At 67.5% G+C, this 15,740-nt stretch carries 15 protein-coding genes; 4 read left to right on the forward strand and 11 right to left on the reverse strand.

Features of this window, described 5'->3' with window-relative positions; translation table 11 throughout:
• Nucleotides 1-25: 25 nt before the first annotated feature.
• Nucleotides 26-2,455, forward strand: a complete 2,430-nt coding sequence (locus ACZY0Q_RS09270) for a DEAD/DEAH box helicase (protein ID WP_463916037.1) — start codon at nucleotides 26-28, stop codon at nucleotides 2,453-2,455.
• Here the strand turns inward: ACZY0Q_RS09270 and ACZY0Q_RS09275 are convergent.
• From ACZY0Q_RS09275 to ACZY0Q_RS09310, 8 genes are all read right to left on the reverse strand, one after another.
• Complete coding sequence (locus ACZY0Q_RS09275) at nucleotides 2,428-2,787, reverse strand: Rv3654c family TadE-like protein (protein ID WP_463916038.1); 360 nt, start codon at nucleotides 2,785-2,787, stop codon at nucleotides 2,428-2,430. The two genes, ACZY0Q_RS09270 and ACZY0Q_RS09275, sit on opposite strands and share 28 nt — an antisense overlap.
• On the reverse strand, nucleotides 2,787-3,311 hold the full coding sequence (locus ACZY0Q_RS09280) for a TadE family type IV pilus minor pilin (protein WP_463916040.1): 525 nt from the start codon (nucleotides 3,309-3,311) through the stop codon (nucleotides 2,787-2,789). The genes ACZY0Q_RS09275 and ACZY0Q_RS09280 overlap by 1 nt, the downstream gene beginning before the upstream one ends.
• Nucleotides 3,308-3,670: a DUF4244 domain-containing protein gene (locus ACZY0Q_RS09285; RefSeq protein WP_463916041.1), complete on the reverse strand. Its 363-nt coding sequence runs from the start codon at nucleotides 3,668-3,670 to the stop codon at nucleotides 3,308-3,310. The genes ACZY0Q_RS09280 and ACZY0Q_RS09285 overlap by 4 nt, the downstream gene beginning before the upstream one ends.
• A 171-nt stretch (nucleotides 3,671-3,841) precedes the next feature.
• On the reverse strand, nucleotides 3,842-4,450 hold the full coding sequence (locus ACZY0Q_RS09290; protein ID WP_463916042.1) for a type II secretion system F family protein: 609 nt from the start codon (nucleotides 4,448-4,450) through the stop codon (nucleotides 3,842-3,844).
• Nucleotides 4,447-5,328, reverse strand: a complete 882-nt coding sequence (locus tag ACZY0Q_RS09295; protein WP_463916044.1) for a type II secretion system F family protein — start codon at nucleotides 5,326-5,328, stop codon at nucleotides 4,447-4,449. Before ACZY0Q_RS09295 ends, ACZY0Q_RS09290 begins: the two co-directional genes overlap by 4 nt.
• Nucleotides 5,325-6,578 carry a TadA family conjugal transfer-associated ATPase gene (locus ACZY0Q_RS09300; protein WP_463916045.1) on the reverse strand — a complete coding sequence of 418 codons (1,254 nt, stop codon included), beginning with the start codon at nucleotides 6,576-6,578 and terminating at the stop codon, nucleotides 5,325-5,327. Before ACZY0Q_RS09300 ends, ACZY0Q_RS09295 begins: the two co-directional genes overlap by 4 nt.
• Complete coding sequence (ssd, locus tag ACZY0Q_RS09305) at nucleotides 6,575-7,816, reverse strand: septum site-determining protein Ssd (protein WP_463916047.1); 1,242 nt, start codon at nucleotides 7,814-7,816, stop codon at nucleotides 6,575-6,577. Before ssd ends, ACZY0Q_RS09300 begins: the two co-directional genes overlap by 4 nt.
• Before the next feature lie 144 nt (nucleotides 7,817-7,960).
• Nucleotides 7,961-8,176 carry an AsnC family protein gene (locus ACZY0Q_RS09310; RefSeq protein WP_463916049.1) on the reverse strand — a complete coding sequence of 72 codons (216 nt, stop codon included), beginning with the start codon at nucleotides 8,174-8,176 and terminating at the stop codon, nucleotides 7,961-7,963.
• Between the two features lie 97 nt (nucleotides 8,177-8,273).
• On the opposite strand from ACZY0Q_RS09310, the gene ACZY0Q_RS09315 reads away from it, so the two are divergent.
• Together ACZY0Q_RS09315 and ACZY0Q_RS09320 are read left to right on the forward strand one after the other, a co-directional pair.
• On the forward strand, nucleotides 8,274-9,986 hold the full coding sequence (locus tag ACZY0Q_RS09315) for a bifunctional 3'-5' exonuclease/DNA polymerase (protein WP_463916050.1): 1,713 nt from the start codon (nucleotides 8,274-8,276) through the stop codon (nucleotides 9,984-9,986).
• Nucleotides 9,987-10,052: 66 nt separating this feature from the next.
• On the forward strand, nucleotides 10,053-10,328 hold the full coding sequence (locus ACZY0Q_RS09320; protein ID WP_463916051.1) for a YegP family protein: 276 nt from the start codon (nucleotides 10,053-10,055) through the stop codon (nucleotides 10,326-10,328).
• Here ACZY0Q_RS09320 and ACZY0Q_RS09325 read toward each other — a convergent pair.
• Genes ACZY0Q_RS09325 through ACZY0Q_RS09335 form a run of 3 tightly spaced genes read right to left on the reverse strand, consistent with a single transcriptional unit; the run spans nucleotide 10,325 to nucleotide 13,166 of the window.
• The gene (locus ACZY0Q_RS09325) at nucleotides 10,325-11,002 is read right to left on the reverse strand and encodes an NUDIX hydrolase (protein ID WP_463916053.1); all 678 of its coding nucleotides are present in this window, start codon (nucleotides 11,000-11,002) and stop codon (nucleotides 10,325-10,327) included. The two genes, ACZY0Q_RS09320 and ACZY0Q_RS09325, sit on opposite strands and share 4 nt — an antisense overlap.
• On the reverse strand, nucleotides 10,999-11,823 hold the full coding sequence (gene nth / locus ACZY0Q_RS09330) for an endonuclease III (RefSeq protein WP_463916055.1): 825 nt from the start codon (nucleotides 11,821-11,823) through the stop codon (nucleotides 10,999-11,001). The genes ACZY0Q_RS09325 and nth overlap by 4 nt, the downstream gene beginning before the upstream one ends.
• A gap of 8 nt (nucleotides 11,824-11,831) precedes the next feature.
• A complete protein-coding gene (locus tag ACZY0Q_RS09335; RefSeq protein ID WP_463916057.1) occupies nucleotides 11,832-13,166 on the reverse strand; it encodes a hypothetical protein in 1,335 nt (444 codons plus the stop codon).
• 407 nt (nucleotides 13,167-13,573) lie between these two features.
• Here ACZY0Q_RS09335 and acs point away from each other — a divergent pair, with 407 nt between their 5' ends.
• On the forward strand, nucleotides 13,574-15,583 hold the full coding sequence (acs, locus tag ACZY0Q_RS09340; RefSeq protein WP_463916058.1) for an acetate--CoA ligase: 2,010 nt from the start codon (nucleotides 13,574-13,576) through the stop codon (nucleotides 15,581-15,583).
• The last annotated feature ends 157 nt before the right edge of the window (nucleotides 15,584-15,740 follow it).

A 15,740-nucleotide genomic window follows, 5' to 3' on the forward strand; every position in this document is an offset into this window, starting at 1 on the left:
TTTCCCCGGGTGAAAGAATGTTGGGGTGAACCCCCATGACTCCCTGATTCCTTTGCTGGGCCGAGGCCCGGACCCGGAGCAGCTGCGTCATGTCCGCACCATCCCCGCCCGTCAGGCGGTCCACGAACCCTGGCCGGCGTGGGCGCACCCGGATCTCGTGGCCGCATATGGGTCCCTCGGCATCCACGAGCCCTACCGGCACCAGATCCAGGCCGCCAATCTGGCCCACGATGGCGAGCATGTGGTCATCGCCACCGGCACCGCCTCCGGCAAGTCCCTGGCCTACCAACTGCCTGCGCTTGACGCCATCCACCGCTCCGAACTGCGCGTCCTGTCCGAACCGGGAAAGATCCACGACGACGGCGCCGTGACGCTTTATCTCTCGCCCACGAAGGCGCTCGCGGCCGACCAGCTCGCAGCCATCCGTTCCTTGAAACTGCCCACTGTGCGGGCCGAGACGTACGACGGCGATACCGATCCCGCGTCCCGCCGGTGGATCCGGGACCACGCCAATTTCATCCTCGCCAACCCGGATATGCTCCACTTCGGCATCCTTCCCAATCACGCCTGGTGGGCCAGCTTCTTCCGGCGGCTGCGCTACGTGATTGTGGATGAGGCCCACAGCTACCGTGGCGTGTTCGGCTCGCACGTGGCCAACCTGATGCGCCGGCTGCGCCGTATCTGCGCGTACTACGGCGCCGGGACCACACACCCCGGTCCGGTGTTCATCGCTGCCTCTGCCACCGCATCGGAGCCGGGAACATCGTTCGGACGCCTGATCGGGGCGCCGGTCCGGGCGGTTGCCGAGGACAGCTCGCCGCACGGTTCCACCACCGTGGCTTTCTGGGAACCCGCACTGACCGAGCTCAAGGGCGAGAACGGCGCCAGGGAACGCCGCACCGCCGTTGCTGAAACGGCCGACCTGCTGGCGAACCTGGTTTCGTCCCGGATCCGGACCATTGCTTTCATCAAGTCCCGCCGCGGTGCGGAAACGATCGCTTCGATCACCAAGCGCCTTCTGGACGAAGTGGATCCCAGCCTGCCCCAGCGCGTGGCTGCCTACCGTTCCGGGTACCTTCCGGAGGAACGGCGGGCCCTGGAAAAGGCCCTCCGCTCCGGCGAACTGCTGGGGGTCTCCAGCACTTCCGCCCTTGAGCTGGGGATCGACATTTCCGGTCTGGATGCCGTCCTGGTAGCGGGCTGGCCAGGCACCAGGGCGTCGCTGTTTCAGCAGATCGGCCGGGCGGGGCGCGCGGGGCAGGATGCCATTGCCGCGTTTGTGGCCAGCGACGATCCGCTCGACACCTACCTGGTGAACCATCCCGAGGCGATTTTCGACGTGTCGGTGGAGGCCACGGTCTTTGATCCCTCCAATCCCTACGTGCTGGGACCACATCTTTGTGCGGCCGCCGCGGAGCTTCCGCTGGGCGTGGCTGAGCTGGGCCTTTTCGGCAGCACAGCTGAGAAGCTGCTGGGCCAGCTTGTGGCGCAGGGGTATCTGCGGCGCCGGCCGGCGGGCTGGTTCTGGACGCACTCCCAGAGTGCCGCGGCCATGGTGAACCTCCGCGCCGACGGAGGCGGGCCGGTGAGCATCGTCGACGCCGACACCGGCTCCCTGCTCGGGACCATGGACTCGCCCCAGACGCACTACCAGGCGCACACGGGGGCCATCTACGTTCACCAGGGCGACAGCTATGTGGTGGAGGACCTGAACGAAGACGACCACTGCGTGGTGGTCCGGCGCGCCAACCCCGACTACTACACAACAGCCCGGGACGTGACACAGATTGAAGTGCTCGAGACACTCCGGACTGAGCACTGGGGCGATGTTGCCGTGCACTTCGGCGATGTGAAGGTGACAACGCAGGTGGTTTCCTTTCAGCGCAAGGCCCTGATCTCGAACGAAATCCTGGGTGAGATGCCGCTGGAGCTCGGCGCCAGGGACCTGTTCACGAAGGCGGTCTGGTTTGTGGTGGAGAACCGTTCGCTGACGGGCGCCGGGCTCATCGAGGCGCAGTTCCCGGGGGCCCTGCACGCCGCCGAGCACGCAGCGATCGGCCTCCTGCCCCTGGTGGCCTCCAGCGACCGCTGGGACATCGGCGGCGTGTCCACCGCCATCCACGCCGACACAGGCGTGCCCACCATCTTTGTGTATGACGGACACCCTGGCGGTGCGGGCTTCGCCGAACGCGGCTTCGATAAGGCGAAGGTGTGGCTCTCCGCCACACGCGACGCCATCAGGGCGTGTGAGTGCGAGTCAGGCTGCCCGTCCTGCGTCCAGTCCCCCAAATGCGGGAACAAGAACAATCCGCTGGACAAGGCGGCCGCCGTCACGCTCATCGATGTCCTCCTCAAAGACGCCCGCGAAATGCCTTCCCGCGGCGGGGATTCCATGGCCGGCACCGAGCCGTTCAGCACCACAGCCGCTCAGGGCGGCGGCCCGGCCCGTGCGTGACCGGTGGCGGCGCCAACCAGTGTCCGTGCATTCAGCTCCGTTCGGACCATGACGGTCTGACCGTCCCCTTCCGTGCAGCTGACGAGTGCTGCCGCATGGCGGGCCGCCACCTCCGCGGCCACCGTGCAGGGGTCGCCGGACGTAATCCCGCGCAGGGCATCGGCCGCGGCAAGGGCGGCGAGGTCCGCCGCTGCCGCTGCCCGGCTGGCCATCACCGCGGACTGTGCAAACAACAGCATCAGGGCCATCGCCATGATGACAACCAATGCCAGTCCCGCGGCGAGGACTGTTCCCGAACCGCGTTCCGGGTTGTCCCCGTGCGGCCGCTTCACTACGGCTCCCCGTCGGGGGCCCGGACGTGTTCCGTCCGTTCGTCCGCAGAATGTGCCAGCCGGATAGAGTACCCGTCCATCGTGGCGGGCATGGCCGGTACCAGTGGCCGAGCATCGCCAACGGCGGCGGGCGTTTCGCTCCGTGTGGTGGCCTTGGCGGTGAGCGTCCAGCGCACTGTTGCCCCCAGCGGTCCGCCCACACCGTCAGCCACGGTGACGCTGAGCCATTCGCCGTCGGCCGCAACGGACGCCGTTGCCGATGTCCCGGCCAAGGTCCTGACGATCCCCTGCACTGCGGCGGGGTCCTCACCGCGGGCCAGCGCCCTGGCACCGGCCCGCGCCGCTTCCTCGAGCCTGAGCTGGGTGACGCCCGCAGAGGCTCCGGCCAGAAGCAGGGCGAGGAGCAACAGCACCGCCGGCAGCGCTACCGCGAACTCCGCCGTCACGGCGCCGCGGGCATTCCCCGGCCCACTGCGGCTGCTCCGGTCATCAGGACGCTGCCGCGCTGCCGGCGACAGAATCACGGCAAGGCCAGCGCCGTGCGGATGAGGTTCAACAGGAATCCGCGTACTTCGTCGCTGCGGAGAATGAAGACGAGAAGTCCTGCGAAGCCCACAGCGGCCAGGGTGGCGATGGCGTACTCCGCCGTTGCCATTCCGGCTTCTGAAGCTGAAATCCGGCCGCGGCGCTCGTTCCGCTCGCTGGCACCAGGGTAAAGCTCCACCACATTGTCATTGGCCTCCGGGGATTCCTGTCGTTGGCAGGTGCACGCCCCCAATCCTGCATCGGAGCGTGGTCCCGAGTCCCATGGTGCTGTGCCCGTGGTTGCGACGCTGGACTCCGTTACGGGTACTGCGGAAAGGCTGTTTTCGATGATGGTCATGATGACATTTCCCTTCTGTGCTCCGGCCGAGTTGCCGGCTGATTCGACTCTTCCCGGCTCCGGATGTCTCGGTAAGGGCCAACATCCCGTAAGTGGATAAGCACGGCGTTGAGCGGATTGTGGAGGACGGGACGGGGTGTGGAGGAATGGACCGTAGCTCAGATCCCGCGGTCAGGACCCGGACGGCACCAGTGCCAGCAGCACCGGGACAACGCCTAGGCAGATGAACGCCGGGAGCGAGCACAGGCCCAGCGGAATGACCAGCTTCACGCCGAGGGAGGCCGCCCGTTTCTCCGCAGCACGGAATCTTTCCCGGCGCAGCCTCGCGGCCTGCGCGTAAAGGATGGCCGACGACGGCGCTCCGGTCAGGGCGGCAAATCCGAGTGCGTCACGCAGTTCCAGGATTCCGGGAAGCCGGACTTCGGAGCTGCGCCAGGCTGTCTCCCAGTCGGCCCCGATGGCGAGCGCAGACACCACGGGGCGCAATGCCTTGCCATAGTCCGGCGAGGCCGAGGCTGCGACGAGTTCCAGGGACCGCCCGATGCCTGACCCCGCGTCAAGCATCGCCGCCACGAGCTCAAGCATCATGGCCCTGTCACGCAATCCGTGCAGCCGGCCACGTTGTGTGAGGGCTTCATCGGCCCCCGCCGACCCTGCACCCACTTCCCCCCGGAGTCTGAGCAGTCTCTTTCGGACCCGGCTTGGCTGCGACAGGGCTAGGCAAGCGGCCGCAGCAAGAACAACTGCCACAGTAAGCCCCGGCACAAGAATGTCCGTCATGGCACACCGGCCCCGGCGGCAGCACCGACCAGGCGCGCAGACCAGATTCTTCCGGCGATGGTGAGGCCTACTCCCGCTGCGAGGGCCGCCAATCCCAGCGGGGTCCCGACCAGGATGGCCAACGGGTCCACGCCCAACGCTATTCCCAGGCCCAGCCCCATCAGCGGGAGCCACGTCAGGAGACCGACAGTGGCTTTGGGCCCGGCGAGGGCTGTCTGGCGCGCGGCTTCGGCATCGTCTTCCACTTCGAGTTGCGCGGCAAACCGCGCCAGCACATCAGCCAGGGGACAGCCGCTGGCTTCAGCGATGTCAAAGCAGGCGGCCAGCTCGCACCAGATCCGTAACTCCCTGCCGTCGGCGCGCGAATACTCTACCTGCGCGGCCTTCCTGATCGCTTCAGACACGGGTGCGCCCCGGAACGCTGTTGCCCGGATGGCGCCAAGCATCACAAGGGAACCTGCGCTGAGGCTCGGCCCACTGCGCTCGGCTGCGGACCCACGGATTGGTTCAGCCCTTCCGCCAAGATCCTGCGGTGCGCGTAAACCTGGGTCCGTGGTTGCTGAACCTGGCTCCGGACGGCCACCATGGACCAGCCACAGTTCATCCCATAGCCGTGCCGGAGTGCGGCCGCCCTTCAGCAGCGCAGCAAGCTGCTGCACCATAAGGGTCAGGGACAGGTCATTCCGTTTGGGGCGTGGGCGGAGGATGTTGCGCCACGAGCCGCCCAGCCTGCTGCCACCGGCGCCGGAGTGAACCCGCGAGGCGAGGCCTGGTCCTGCACTTGCCACGGCACGCCGGAAACGGCCTGTGGCACCGCCGGGCGGGCTGAAGAGCAGCACGGCCGCCAGCCCTAGGACCGCGGCCAGCAGAAGTGTCATGCGGCGGCACCCGCCGCGGGGGACAGTCCCAGCCTCGAGCTCAACAACTCCCAGGCAGGACCGGTCCCGAGCTTGTCTCGGCTGGTCTCCAACGCCGGAACCACGGTCAGCCCGCCAGGGCCATCCTGCACCACACCCACGCAGGCAACATGCCGCCCGCGGCTGGACCGCTCCACGTGGACCACCAGGTCCAAGGCACTGGCCGCCTGGAGACGCACGGCGTCCTGGCCCATGCCAGCGAGTGCGCCCAAGGCGGTCAGGCGGGCCGGGACAGCGGTGGCAGTGTTGGCATGGATGGTCCCTCCCCCTCCGGTGTGGCCGGTGTTCATGGCGGTCAGGAGCTCCCGGACCTCGGCGCCGCGGCACTCCCCCACCACCAGCCGGTCCGGCCGCATCCGCAGCGCTTGCCGGACGAGTTCGCCCAGGTCCACTTCGCCGCCGCCTTCGAGGTTTCCGTGCCGTGACTCGAGCGACACAATATGCGGATGCACGGGGTTCAGTTCGGACGCGTCCTCGATCAGGACCAGCCGTTCCGCCGGCGAGCACAGCCCCAGCAACGTGGAGAGCAGAGTGGTCTTCCCGGAACCCGTGGCCCCGCTGATCAGGAAACTCAGCCGCTGTTCGACCACGCGTTCAAGGACGTCCTGGACCACGACACCGAACATGCCGCCGGCTCGGAGTTCGTCCATGGAGAACACCTGCTCCCGCCGGATGCGGACACTCAGCAGAGTGCCGGCTGTCGAAATCGGCGGCAGGACGGCGTGGACGCGGTAGCCGCCGTCGAGCCTGACATCAACGCACGGGGACCCGTCGTCCAGCCGCCGTCCGCCGGCGGCCACCAGCCGTGATGCCAATGCCCGCACCTGTGCCTCACCGAAAAACGACACCCCGGCCGGTTCGAGCCCCTGACCCCGGTCGATCCAGACCGAGTCCGGGGCGTTGACGAAGATGTCGGTGACATGGACGTCCCGCGTCAGCTCCTGGAGTGGGCCGAGCCCGTTCAGCTCGGCGCTGATCCGTTCCACGGCAGCGAGGGAACCGGCAGTCCCCAGCAGCCGCCCGGTGGCCTGGACCGCCGCGGCGACCCGGGACGGGGTGACAGGTCCGGCGTCGGCCATGACTGATTCACGCACGGTTTCCAACAGCGCCGAATCCAAAACGCCCGGATCCAGGATGCGGGCCTGCCGACGGCGCGCCCCCGTCCGATGGTCCCGGGGCGACGGTGGCGGGACTGGCTGCCGCTCGCTCACGGCAGGTCTCCGGCGGGCATGTCGCCGTCCAGCAGATCGAGCACTGAGGCGGCGAAATGCCTGACGCTCCGCCGTTTGCCCACGTCAAGGAGCCGTCCGTTTTCCCCGGCCGCTGTAACGCCCCGCAGCTCCGGAACCCGGCCCTGGACCGGCAGCCCGACGGCGTCCGCAATCAGTCCTGCGTCCAGCGCGGCACCGGCCTTGCCCCGAACCAGGAGGGCCGCCTCAACCGGCGGAAGTTCGTGGAGCAGCCGGGCCGTGGCCACCGCGGCCTTCAGCTGCGCCGGCACAACCACCAGGATGCGGTCACAGTCCCAGGCAAACATGCGCACGGGTTCGGCGCCCCGGCCGATGTCCACCACCACGAGTTCATAGCCCCGCCGGGCCGCATCCAGCACGCCACCGGCGGTGGCGGCATCCACCGGTGCCTGGCGGTCGCGGCTGCCGGGCCAGGACAGGAAGGAAAACCCGCCGGCAACCGGCAGTGAATCAGCCAGCTGCTCAGGATCGATGCTTCCGCTGGCGTCGGACAGGTCAGGCCAGCGCAGCCCCGGCGTCTCCTCAGCTGCCAGCGCCAGTTCCAGGCCACCACCCCAGGGGTCTCCGTCGACAAGCAATACGCGCACACCCAGCCCGGCCGCCGCCTGGGCGATCCAGATTGCCGCGGTCGTGGCGCCCGCACCGCCACAGCCCCCTGTTATCCCGAGCACGAGTCCTCCCGCCTCGGGCGACCGCGACCGGCTCAGGTACTCGGCCAGCCAGGCCGAGGCATCGGGCAGCACCGCCACCCGCTCCGCTCCGAGGGCTGTAGCCAGGTGCCAGAGACTGTCCCCCTCCCCGTTAAGGCCCACCAACACGGCAGGGGCCCTTCGCCGCGGCGGCAGCTCACGGACATCGCTCCCTACCAACACTGCAGCCGCGGTGTCCCAGTACTTGGCGGCATCAGCCACGTCCGCCACCACCCGCAAATGGCCGCCGGCGGCAGCCACGATCCGTTCCACCTCGCCCTGCAGAAAGTCGTAGCCGGTGACCAGGAGAACCTCGGCACCAGCGGGATCCGGGAGCCAGGCTCCCGCGGCCCTTCCCGAGGCAGGCGCACGGGACGCGGATCCACCGGCCCTGGACTCACGGGACTGGGCACCACCGGAGTCAGATATGGGGGAAGGAGAAGGTCTCGCGCGGGACAGCTGGGTGGAAGGCCGCTCGGAAGGGGGTGGAGATAGCTGGTGCCTGCTCATGCAGCAACTCTCCACCGTGCTCAAGGGGAAGAAACAGGGGCATACCACCGTATGTGGACAACTCCCCCGAACTCCCCGGACGGACCCCGGCCAAACGGCCGGACCCTGGCCGGACCGAACAACGCGGCCGAACGACCGGGCGGGTTACTGCTTCCCGTATTTGCGGTGCACTGCCTGCTTGCTCACCCCAAGGCACAGGGCAATGGCTTCCCAAGACAGACCGGCCTGCCTCGCCGCCCGGACCAGGGCCGCTTCGGCGCGGCCGACTTCCTTCTGCAGCTCCGCCACTGCGTACAGCGCTTCAGCGGGGCCCTTCCCGTCCATTGATGCAACCAGTGTTTTCATCCGCCCTACCTCCATTCGTCAACTTTAGTTGACATACGATTGTCCCGTCAACACATGTTGACAGCACCGGGTCGGGGCGTGGATGTCCCCGATACAGGGCAGAATTAGACCCATGTATCTGCTGCTCGCCGCCCATGCCCATGGCGCAGCCCTCCAGCAGGTCACCCAGGCGGGCGAACCGCACCCGGACCGCCCGGAACCGCGGCTGATCAGCGCCGCCGAGCTGCCCGGCGTCGTACGCCACCTCGAAACCCGGCCCCGCGAGGCGCCGCCGCGCTGGATCTGGCACCGGACCCAGGACTGGTACCCCGCTCTGCTGGCGGCGGGCGTGGAAGTGGACCGCTGTTATGACCTCAGCCTCTGCGGGAACATCCTGGCATATTCGCAGTTCACTGCCCACACGGAGTACGCCCGGAACGCGGAAAAGGAACCGCTCGACGATGCCCAGGCACTGCCCCGCGCACTCCAGCCGCCGCCCCCGCCAGCGGATCAGGGCGCCCTCTTTGACGACGTCCGCCACCGGACGCCGCGACACACTCTGGCGGAGCTGCGCGCTGAATACGCCGCCCAGCAGGCCGCCCTGGCCGATGCGGCTCCGGACGAAAACAAGCGGAAGCGGCTCCACCTGCTGCTGGCCGCCGAATCCGCTGGCGCCATGATCGCCGCGGAGATGCAGCACACGGGCGTTCCCTGGCGGGAGGACCTGCACGAGCAGATCCTGGCCGATTACCTCGGGCCGCGCCCGCAGTCCGGTCACCGCCCCGCGAAGCTGGAGGCCCTGAACACCGAACTGCGGGGACTGCTCAACTCGCCCGGACTGAACCCGGACTCGCCGCAGGAACTGATGCGAGCCCTGCACCGTAACGGCATCGAGGTGAAAAGCACGCGGCAGTGGGAGCTGATGGAGTCCAGCCATCCTGCCATTGAGCCGCTTCTTGCCTACAAGAAACTGTCCCGCCTGCATACCGCCAACGGCTGGGCCTGGCTGGACGCATGGGTGGCCAACGGCCGCTTCCAGCCCGAGTACGTGGTGGGCGGCGTCGTGTCCGGCCGCTGGGCGTCGCGGGGCGGCGGGGCCCTGCAGATCCCGCGCCAGATCCGCGGCGCAGTCCATGCGAATCCCGGCCACAAGCTCATCGTCGCGGACGCCTCCCAGCTGGAACCCCGGGTCCTGGTGGCGCTGGCGCAGGACTCCAAAATGGCTGAAGCGGCGCGCGACAAGGACCTGTACGCCGGCATCGCCGCCCAGGGTTTCGGCGGCGACCGCGCCAAGGCGAAAATCGCCCTCCTGGGCGCCATCTATGGCGCCACGACGGGCGAATCCGGGCGCCTGATGCCGCAGCTGGCACGGACCTACCCACGCGCCGTCGGCTTCGTGGCGCAGGCGGCGCGGGACGGCGAGGCTGGCGGCACCGTGACCACCCGGCTGGGCCGGAGCAGCCCGCCGCCGTCGGAAGGGTGGTTCCGGAGCCAGCAGTCGGCCACCGCCGAGGAACAGCGCCGCGCGGAATCGATTGCCCGTTCCCGCGGCCGCTTCACCCGCAACTTTGTGGTACAGGGATCCGCCGCCGACTGGGCGGCGTGCTGGCTGGCGGAATTACGACGGCGGCTGCGCGCCTTGCGTGCCGACGGAACCGTTGCGGCAGAGCTGGTGTTTTTCCTGCATGACGAGGTGATGGTCCACGCCCCCGAGGCCGGCGTCCAGGCCTGTATCCGGGCCATCGAGGAAGCTGCCGCGGCCGCGAAGGAACTGCTGTTCGGACCCATCCCGGTGGAATTCCCCGTCAGCGTGGCCGTGGTGGACTCCTACGATAACGCGAAGTAGCAATAGGCCCCACGGGGTAGCCCGAGGAAACCTACCCGGGAGTAGCTGGCCGGAACCTCTGTGACCATGGTTACATCAGTGCAGCGGCTGAAGCAGACGGTCCAGCAATTCATGCAAAGACGCATCTCAGGGGAGGTCCGGCCTATGGCGGGCAGGTTTGAAATACATCGTGTAAGTGATGAGTGCTATCGGCTCAGGCTCACCGACTCAAACGGGAATATCGTGGCAGTTTCGCCCGATTTCAAGCATCTCGGCGCCTTGAAGGACGGCATCAATGCACTGCGTGAAAACGCTGCCACGGGCATTGTTGTTGATCTTCGGCAGCAGCCGCAGCCGAGCTAGAAGACCACCTCGTGCAGGCGGGTCCGGTCCCACGGCACGGCCCAGTCCAGCTGCTCAAAGAGGCCGTCCAGAATGATCCCGGTGAAACCCCAGACCAGCACGTCGCTGACCGCAAAGCCGGGGCTGCTGAAGGTCCTGCCATCGCGGCTGACCGTTGCTGTCACCCGGTTGGCCGGGTCCAGCAGGTCCCGGACAGGGATCCGGAAAACCTGGGCGGATTCGGCGTAGTCCACCACATGCACCGGCGACGGCGACGCCCACCAGCCGAGCACCGGCGTCACCAGGAAGTTGCTGCGGGCCAGCCCGAGCTCCTGCAAAGATCCCAGAACCTCCACCCCGGCGGAGTCCAGCCCGGTCTCCTCTTCGGCTTCGCGCAGGGCTGCGGCAACCGGGGTTTCGTCGGCGTCGATGGTGCCACCGGGAAAGGCGACCTGGCCGGGATGGGAATCCAGGGTGTGCGCGCGTTCCAGCAGCAGGACATCAAGATCCGCCGCCGCCAGGGGTTTGCCTGAGACGGCCGGAACGTCGTCCAGTACACCGAAAAGCATCAGGACTGCGGCCTTGCGGGCTATGTCTTCATCCACGGTCAGGGCCGCCCAGGCAGTGTTTGGCGCGGTGACGTCGCCGCTGTCCGATCTGCGCACCAGGTCGATCAGGTCCTGGCGTGCGCTCATGGAAGCCGCCTCTGTGATTCCATCCGGATTTCAGCGGCGCGGTGCGTTTCGGCCAGCAACTGTTCCAGGAGAATTTCACTCCCGGGCGCCAGCTCGTATTTAAGGAGCTTGGCGGCCTTGCCGGGATCGGTCTCGCCCAACCCGTAGCTGGGGCACCAGTTCGCAACCGGACATACGCCGCAGGCCGGCTTCCGCGAGTGGCACACCCGCCGCCCGTGGAACACCACCCGATGCGAGAGCATGGTCCAGTCCCGCGGCTCAAACAATTCAGCGACGTCGAATTCGATCTGCACCGGGTCTTCGGAAGTGCTCCAGCCGAAGCGCCGTGCGAGCCGGCCGAAGTGCGTATCCACGGTGATACCGGGGATCCCGAAGGCATTGCCCAGTACCACGTTGGCGGTTTTGCGCCCCACTCCCGGCAGCGTCACGAGGTCCTCCAGCCGGCCGGGGACCACGCCGTCGTACTCGTCCACCAACCGCGTGCTCAGCGCCATCACGTTCTTCGTTTTCGCCCGGAAAAAGCCGGTGGGCTGCAGGATCGCTTCCAGCTCGTTGGGATCGGCCTCCGACATGGCCCGGGCATCCGGGTACCGCGCGAAAAGAATCTTGGTGACCTGGTTGACCAACACATCTGTGGTCTGGGCCGACAGGACCGTGGCCACCACCAGCTCGAACGGGTTCCGGAAATCCAGCTCAGCATGGGCGTAAGGGTACTTTTCCGCCAAGGCCTTGTTGATCCGTCGCGCCCGGCGCTTCAACGCCAGCAAAGACTCCGGGGCTGCTGCGGCCGGGCCCGGTCCGGGTCTACGGGAGGTGGCCACGGGCCTGGTTAGCCGCGCTCGATGTTGCTGAGGTCGCGCAAGACGCCCACCCGTCCGTCAGTGTGCTGGACCAGGAATTCGTGGCCCCGGTCTTCCAGCGCCAGCACCCAGCCGCCCGGTTCAATCACAAACGCGGGGGCGCCTGTCTGGGCATCCACTGCGGTCCGGTGCTGGGCCACGGCAAACCAAAATGCCTCATGCGCCTGCTCTTCGTGCGATTCTTCCGGCCTGGATGCCGGATCCACGGTGGCGCCGATGGGCTCCACGCTGCGCACCTGCTGGTGCACGGCCGTCGCCGCAGGCTCCTGGGCAGACTGTCGAGCCGGGGCGGGGACACCGGTGCCGGCGTCGTGGACTGCCGCTTCAGGGGCAGCTGGAGCCGCAGCCGTAGCCGCCGGGGCCGATGCAGCTGGAGCCGCGGCCGCCGTCGGGATGTCAGCCGCAGTAGCCTCCGCAACGGCGGGCGTCGCTGATGCGTTCGTCGCTGTGGGGGAAGGCACGACGTCGGCAGCCTGGGTTGCGGGGCTCGGGTCGCCGGCAGCGGTCCACTCGTTGGCCTCGGGGGCGGACGAGACGGCTGCTGACGCAGCCGGGGCGGGGGTAGCCGGGGCAGGCGCGAAGGCAGCCGGCGCCGAGGCGGCCGGCGCGGAGAAGGCCCCAGCCGAAGCTGCGGGGGTGCCGGCGTGCGCAGAAGTGGCGGAAGGCGCGGAAGCTGCCGGGACGGGCGCGGCCGAAGGCTTGGTTTCCTTGGGCGTGTGCGGCTTGGGCAGCGGGACGGCCGAGTCGCGCGCCATCACGTGCGCCGGGGATTCGTCGCGCCCCAGGAAGTCGCCGGCGAAGTACGGAATGAACCGGCTCAGCACGGTCCCCGCGAACAGCACGACGGAACCGACCAGGCCCACCAACAGGCTGGGCACATAGCCCGCAGCCGTGGAAACAAAGAAGAACGCCAGTGCAAAGGAAGCCACCACAGAAGCGAACTGGTCAACGGACAGCGAGCCGATGCGGACCTTCGTGGCGGGCACAAGCCGGCGGGCTACAAAGAGTGCCGTAACGATCAGCGGCAACACAATGCCGAGGCCCAGGAAGAACAGGCTGCCTGCATTCCAGAGATTAAACCGGCCGAAGAAGATGGGCAGCAGCGAGGCCACCAGAAGAACGAGGGTAGAGGCGAAAACCGTCAGGTCCCGCAGCGTGAACGGACCCAGCACGGCCTGGTTGGTGGTGCCCGGCTTGGCGCCGGCCGGCTTCTGCACGCCGTTCGCTGAGCCGCCTCCCGGTGTGGTGCCAGGCCCGGCCTCGGTTGTGCGGCCAAATTTCTGGCCGAAGCTTTGCTGGTTCATTCTGTACTCCTTAGCGTGGCGGCACCGGGACGGTTCCGTCCCAAAACTATGCCGTCCGAAACGGCGGCAACGGCCAGGCCCGGCAGTGATACACCGGATCCGACAGCTCCGTAGAAAGTCACAATTCAATCTCAGCCTAGCCAACCGCATGGCCGATCACTAGCTGATCCGCAGCGGCGGGACGCCGGTTCGCAGGGTCCATTAACCATTCACCGCTAAATAAATGCCGTTCGCGGGCGCCTTTGTGACAGCGAACACATCGCGGCCCCTGCACGTATTAGGCTTGATTCCGGAACAGCTCTTTGCGGAATGTCCGCGATCGGCCGCTGCCCAATGCCGCGCACATCGGCGGAGCACGGCCGGGCGACGGCAGCCGCTGAAAAGACCGATGAATGATGAGGTTCACCATGTCTCAGGACACTCCCGGCTCCACGGCCACTGCCCCCGCAGCTTCCGTGCAGACCGACCAGCAGGGCGACGCCTTTGAAAACCTGCTGCACGAAAACCGCACTTTCGCTCCCAGCCCCGAATTCGCTGCCGACGCCGTTGTCACCGCCGCTGATTACGCCGAGGCCGACGCCGACCGCCCGGCTTTCTGGGCGAAGCAGGCCCGCGAACTGCTCACCTGGAGCAAAGACTTCGGCCAGGCGCTGGACTGGTCCAACCCGCCGTTCGCCAAGTGGTTCGTGGGCGGCGAGGTCAACGCCGCGTACAACGCGCTTGACCGCCACGTGGAAAACGGCCTCGGAGACCGGGTGGCCATCTACTTCGAGGGCGAACCCGGCGACACCCGCACCTACACGTACGCCCAGCTCACTGAAGAGGTCAAGAAGGCCGCGAACGCCTTCGAGTCCCTCGGCGTGTCCAAGGGTGACCGGGTGGCCGTTTACCTGCCCATGATCCCCGAGGCTGTCATTACGCTGCTGGCCTGCGCCCGCATCGGTGCGGTGCACTCCGTGGTGTTCGGCGGGTTCTCCGCCGACGCCCTGCGCTCCCGGATCGAGGACGCCGAAGCCAAGCTCGTGGTCACCGCGGACGGTACCTACCGCCGCGGCAAGCCCAGCGCGCTCAAGACCGCGGTGGACGAGGCCCTCTCCGCTGACGGGCACACGGTCCAGAACGTGGTGGTAGTCAAGCGCAACGGCCAGAACGTGGACTGGCACGAAGGCCGGGACCACTGGTGGGCGGACACCGTGGAGCTGGCCTCCACCGAGCACAAAGCCATCGGCCACGACTCCGAGCACCCGCTGTTCATCCTCTACACCTCCGGCACCACCGGCAAGCCCAAGGGCATCCTGCACACCACCGGCGGCTACCTCACCCAGGGCGCCTACACCCACAAGGCCGTGTTCGACCTGCACCCCGAAACGGATGTCTACTGGTGCACGGCCGACGTCGGCTGGGTCACCGGCCACTCGTACGTCGCCTACGCCCCGCTCATCAACGGCGCCACCCAGGTCATGTACGAAGGCACCCCGGACTCCCCGCACCAGGGCCGCTGGTGGGAGATCATCGAGAAGTACAAGGTCTCCATCCTGTACACCGCCCCCACGGCCATCCGTACGTTCATGAAATGGGGCCGGGAGATCCCGGACAAGTACGACCTCTCCTCGATCCGTGTCCTCGGTTCCGTGGGCGAATCCATCAACCCCGAAGCCTGGATGTGGTACCGGGACGTCATCGGCGGCAACAAAGCACCCATCGTGGACACCTGGTGGCAGACCGAAACCGGCGCCCAGATGATCGCCCCTCTGCCCGGCGTCACCGCCACGAAGCCAGGCTCCGCGCAGGTCCCGCTGCCCGGCATCGCGGTGGACGTCGTGGATGAGCAGGGCGAATCCGTACCGGACGGCCACGGCGGCTTCCTGGTGATCCGCGAGCCCTGGCCCGCCATGCTCCGCGGCATCTGGGGCGACCCCGAACGGTTCAAGGAGACCTACTGGTCCCGCTTCGAAGGCATGTACTTCGCCGGCGACGGTGCCAAGAAGGACGAGGACGGCGACGTCTGGCTCCTGGGCCGGGTGGATGACGTTATGAACATCTCCGGGCACCGGCTCTCCACCACCGAAATCGAATCGGCCCTGGTGTCCCATCCCTCCGTGGCCGAAGCCGCCGTTGTGGGCGCCGCCGACGAGACCACCGGCCAGGCCGTCGTCGCGTTTGTCATCCTGCGCGGCGATGCCGTGGACAAGGGCGAGGAAACCATCCAGGAACTCCGCAACCACGTGGGCAAGGAAATCGGGCCCATCGCCAAACCCAAAACCATCCTCGTGGTCCCGGAACTGCCCAAGACCCGGTCCGGCAAGATCGTCCGCCGCCTGCTCAAGGACATCGCCGAAGGCCGCGAATCCGGCGACGCCACCACCCTGGCCGACACCACGGTCATGGCCCAGATCGCGCAGTCGCTCAGAAAGTAACAGCTGCCGCAAGACCCGGTCCGAAGCTATCGAGTGGCCCTGTTATTCCCGTCCTCACGGGAATAACAGGGCCACTCCCTGTTTGGGACGATTCAAAAAAGTCAACGCCATAAATGTTAGTTGCCGTTCTTCCATGTTCTGTTTTGAACGTTTATAG

The organism is Pseudarthrobacter lactosi (assembly GCF_055412785.1).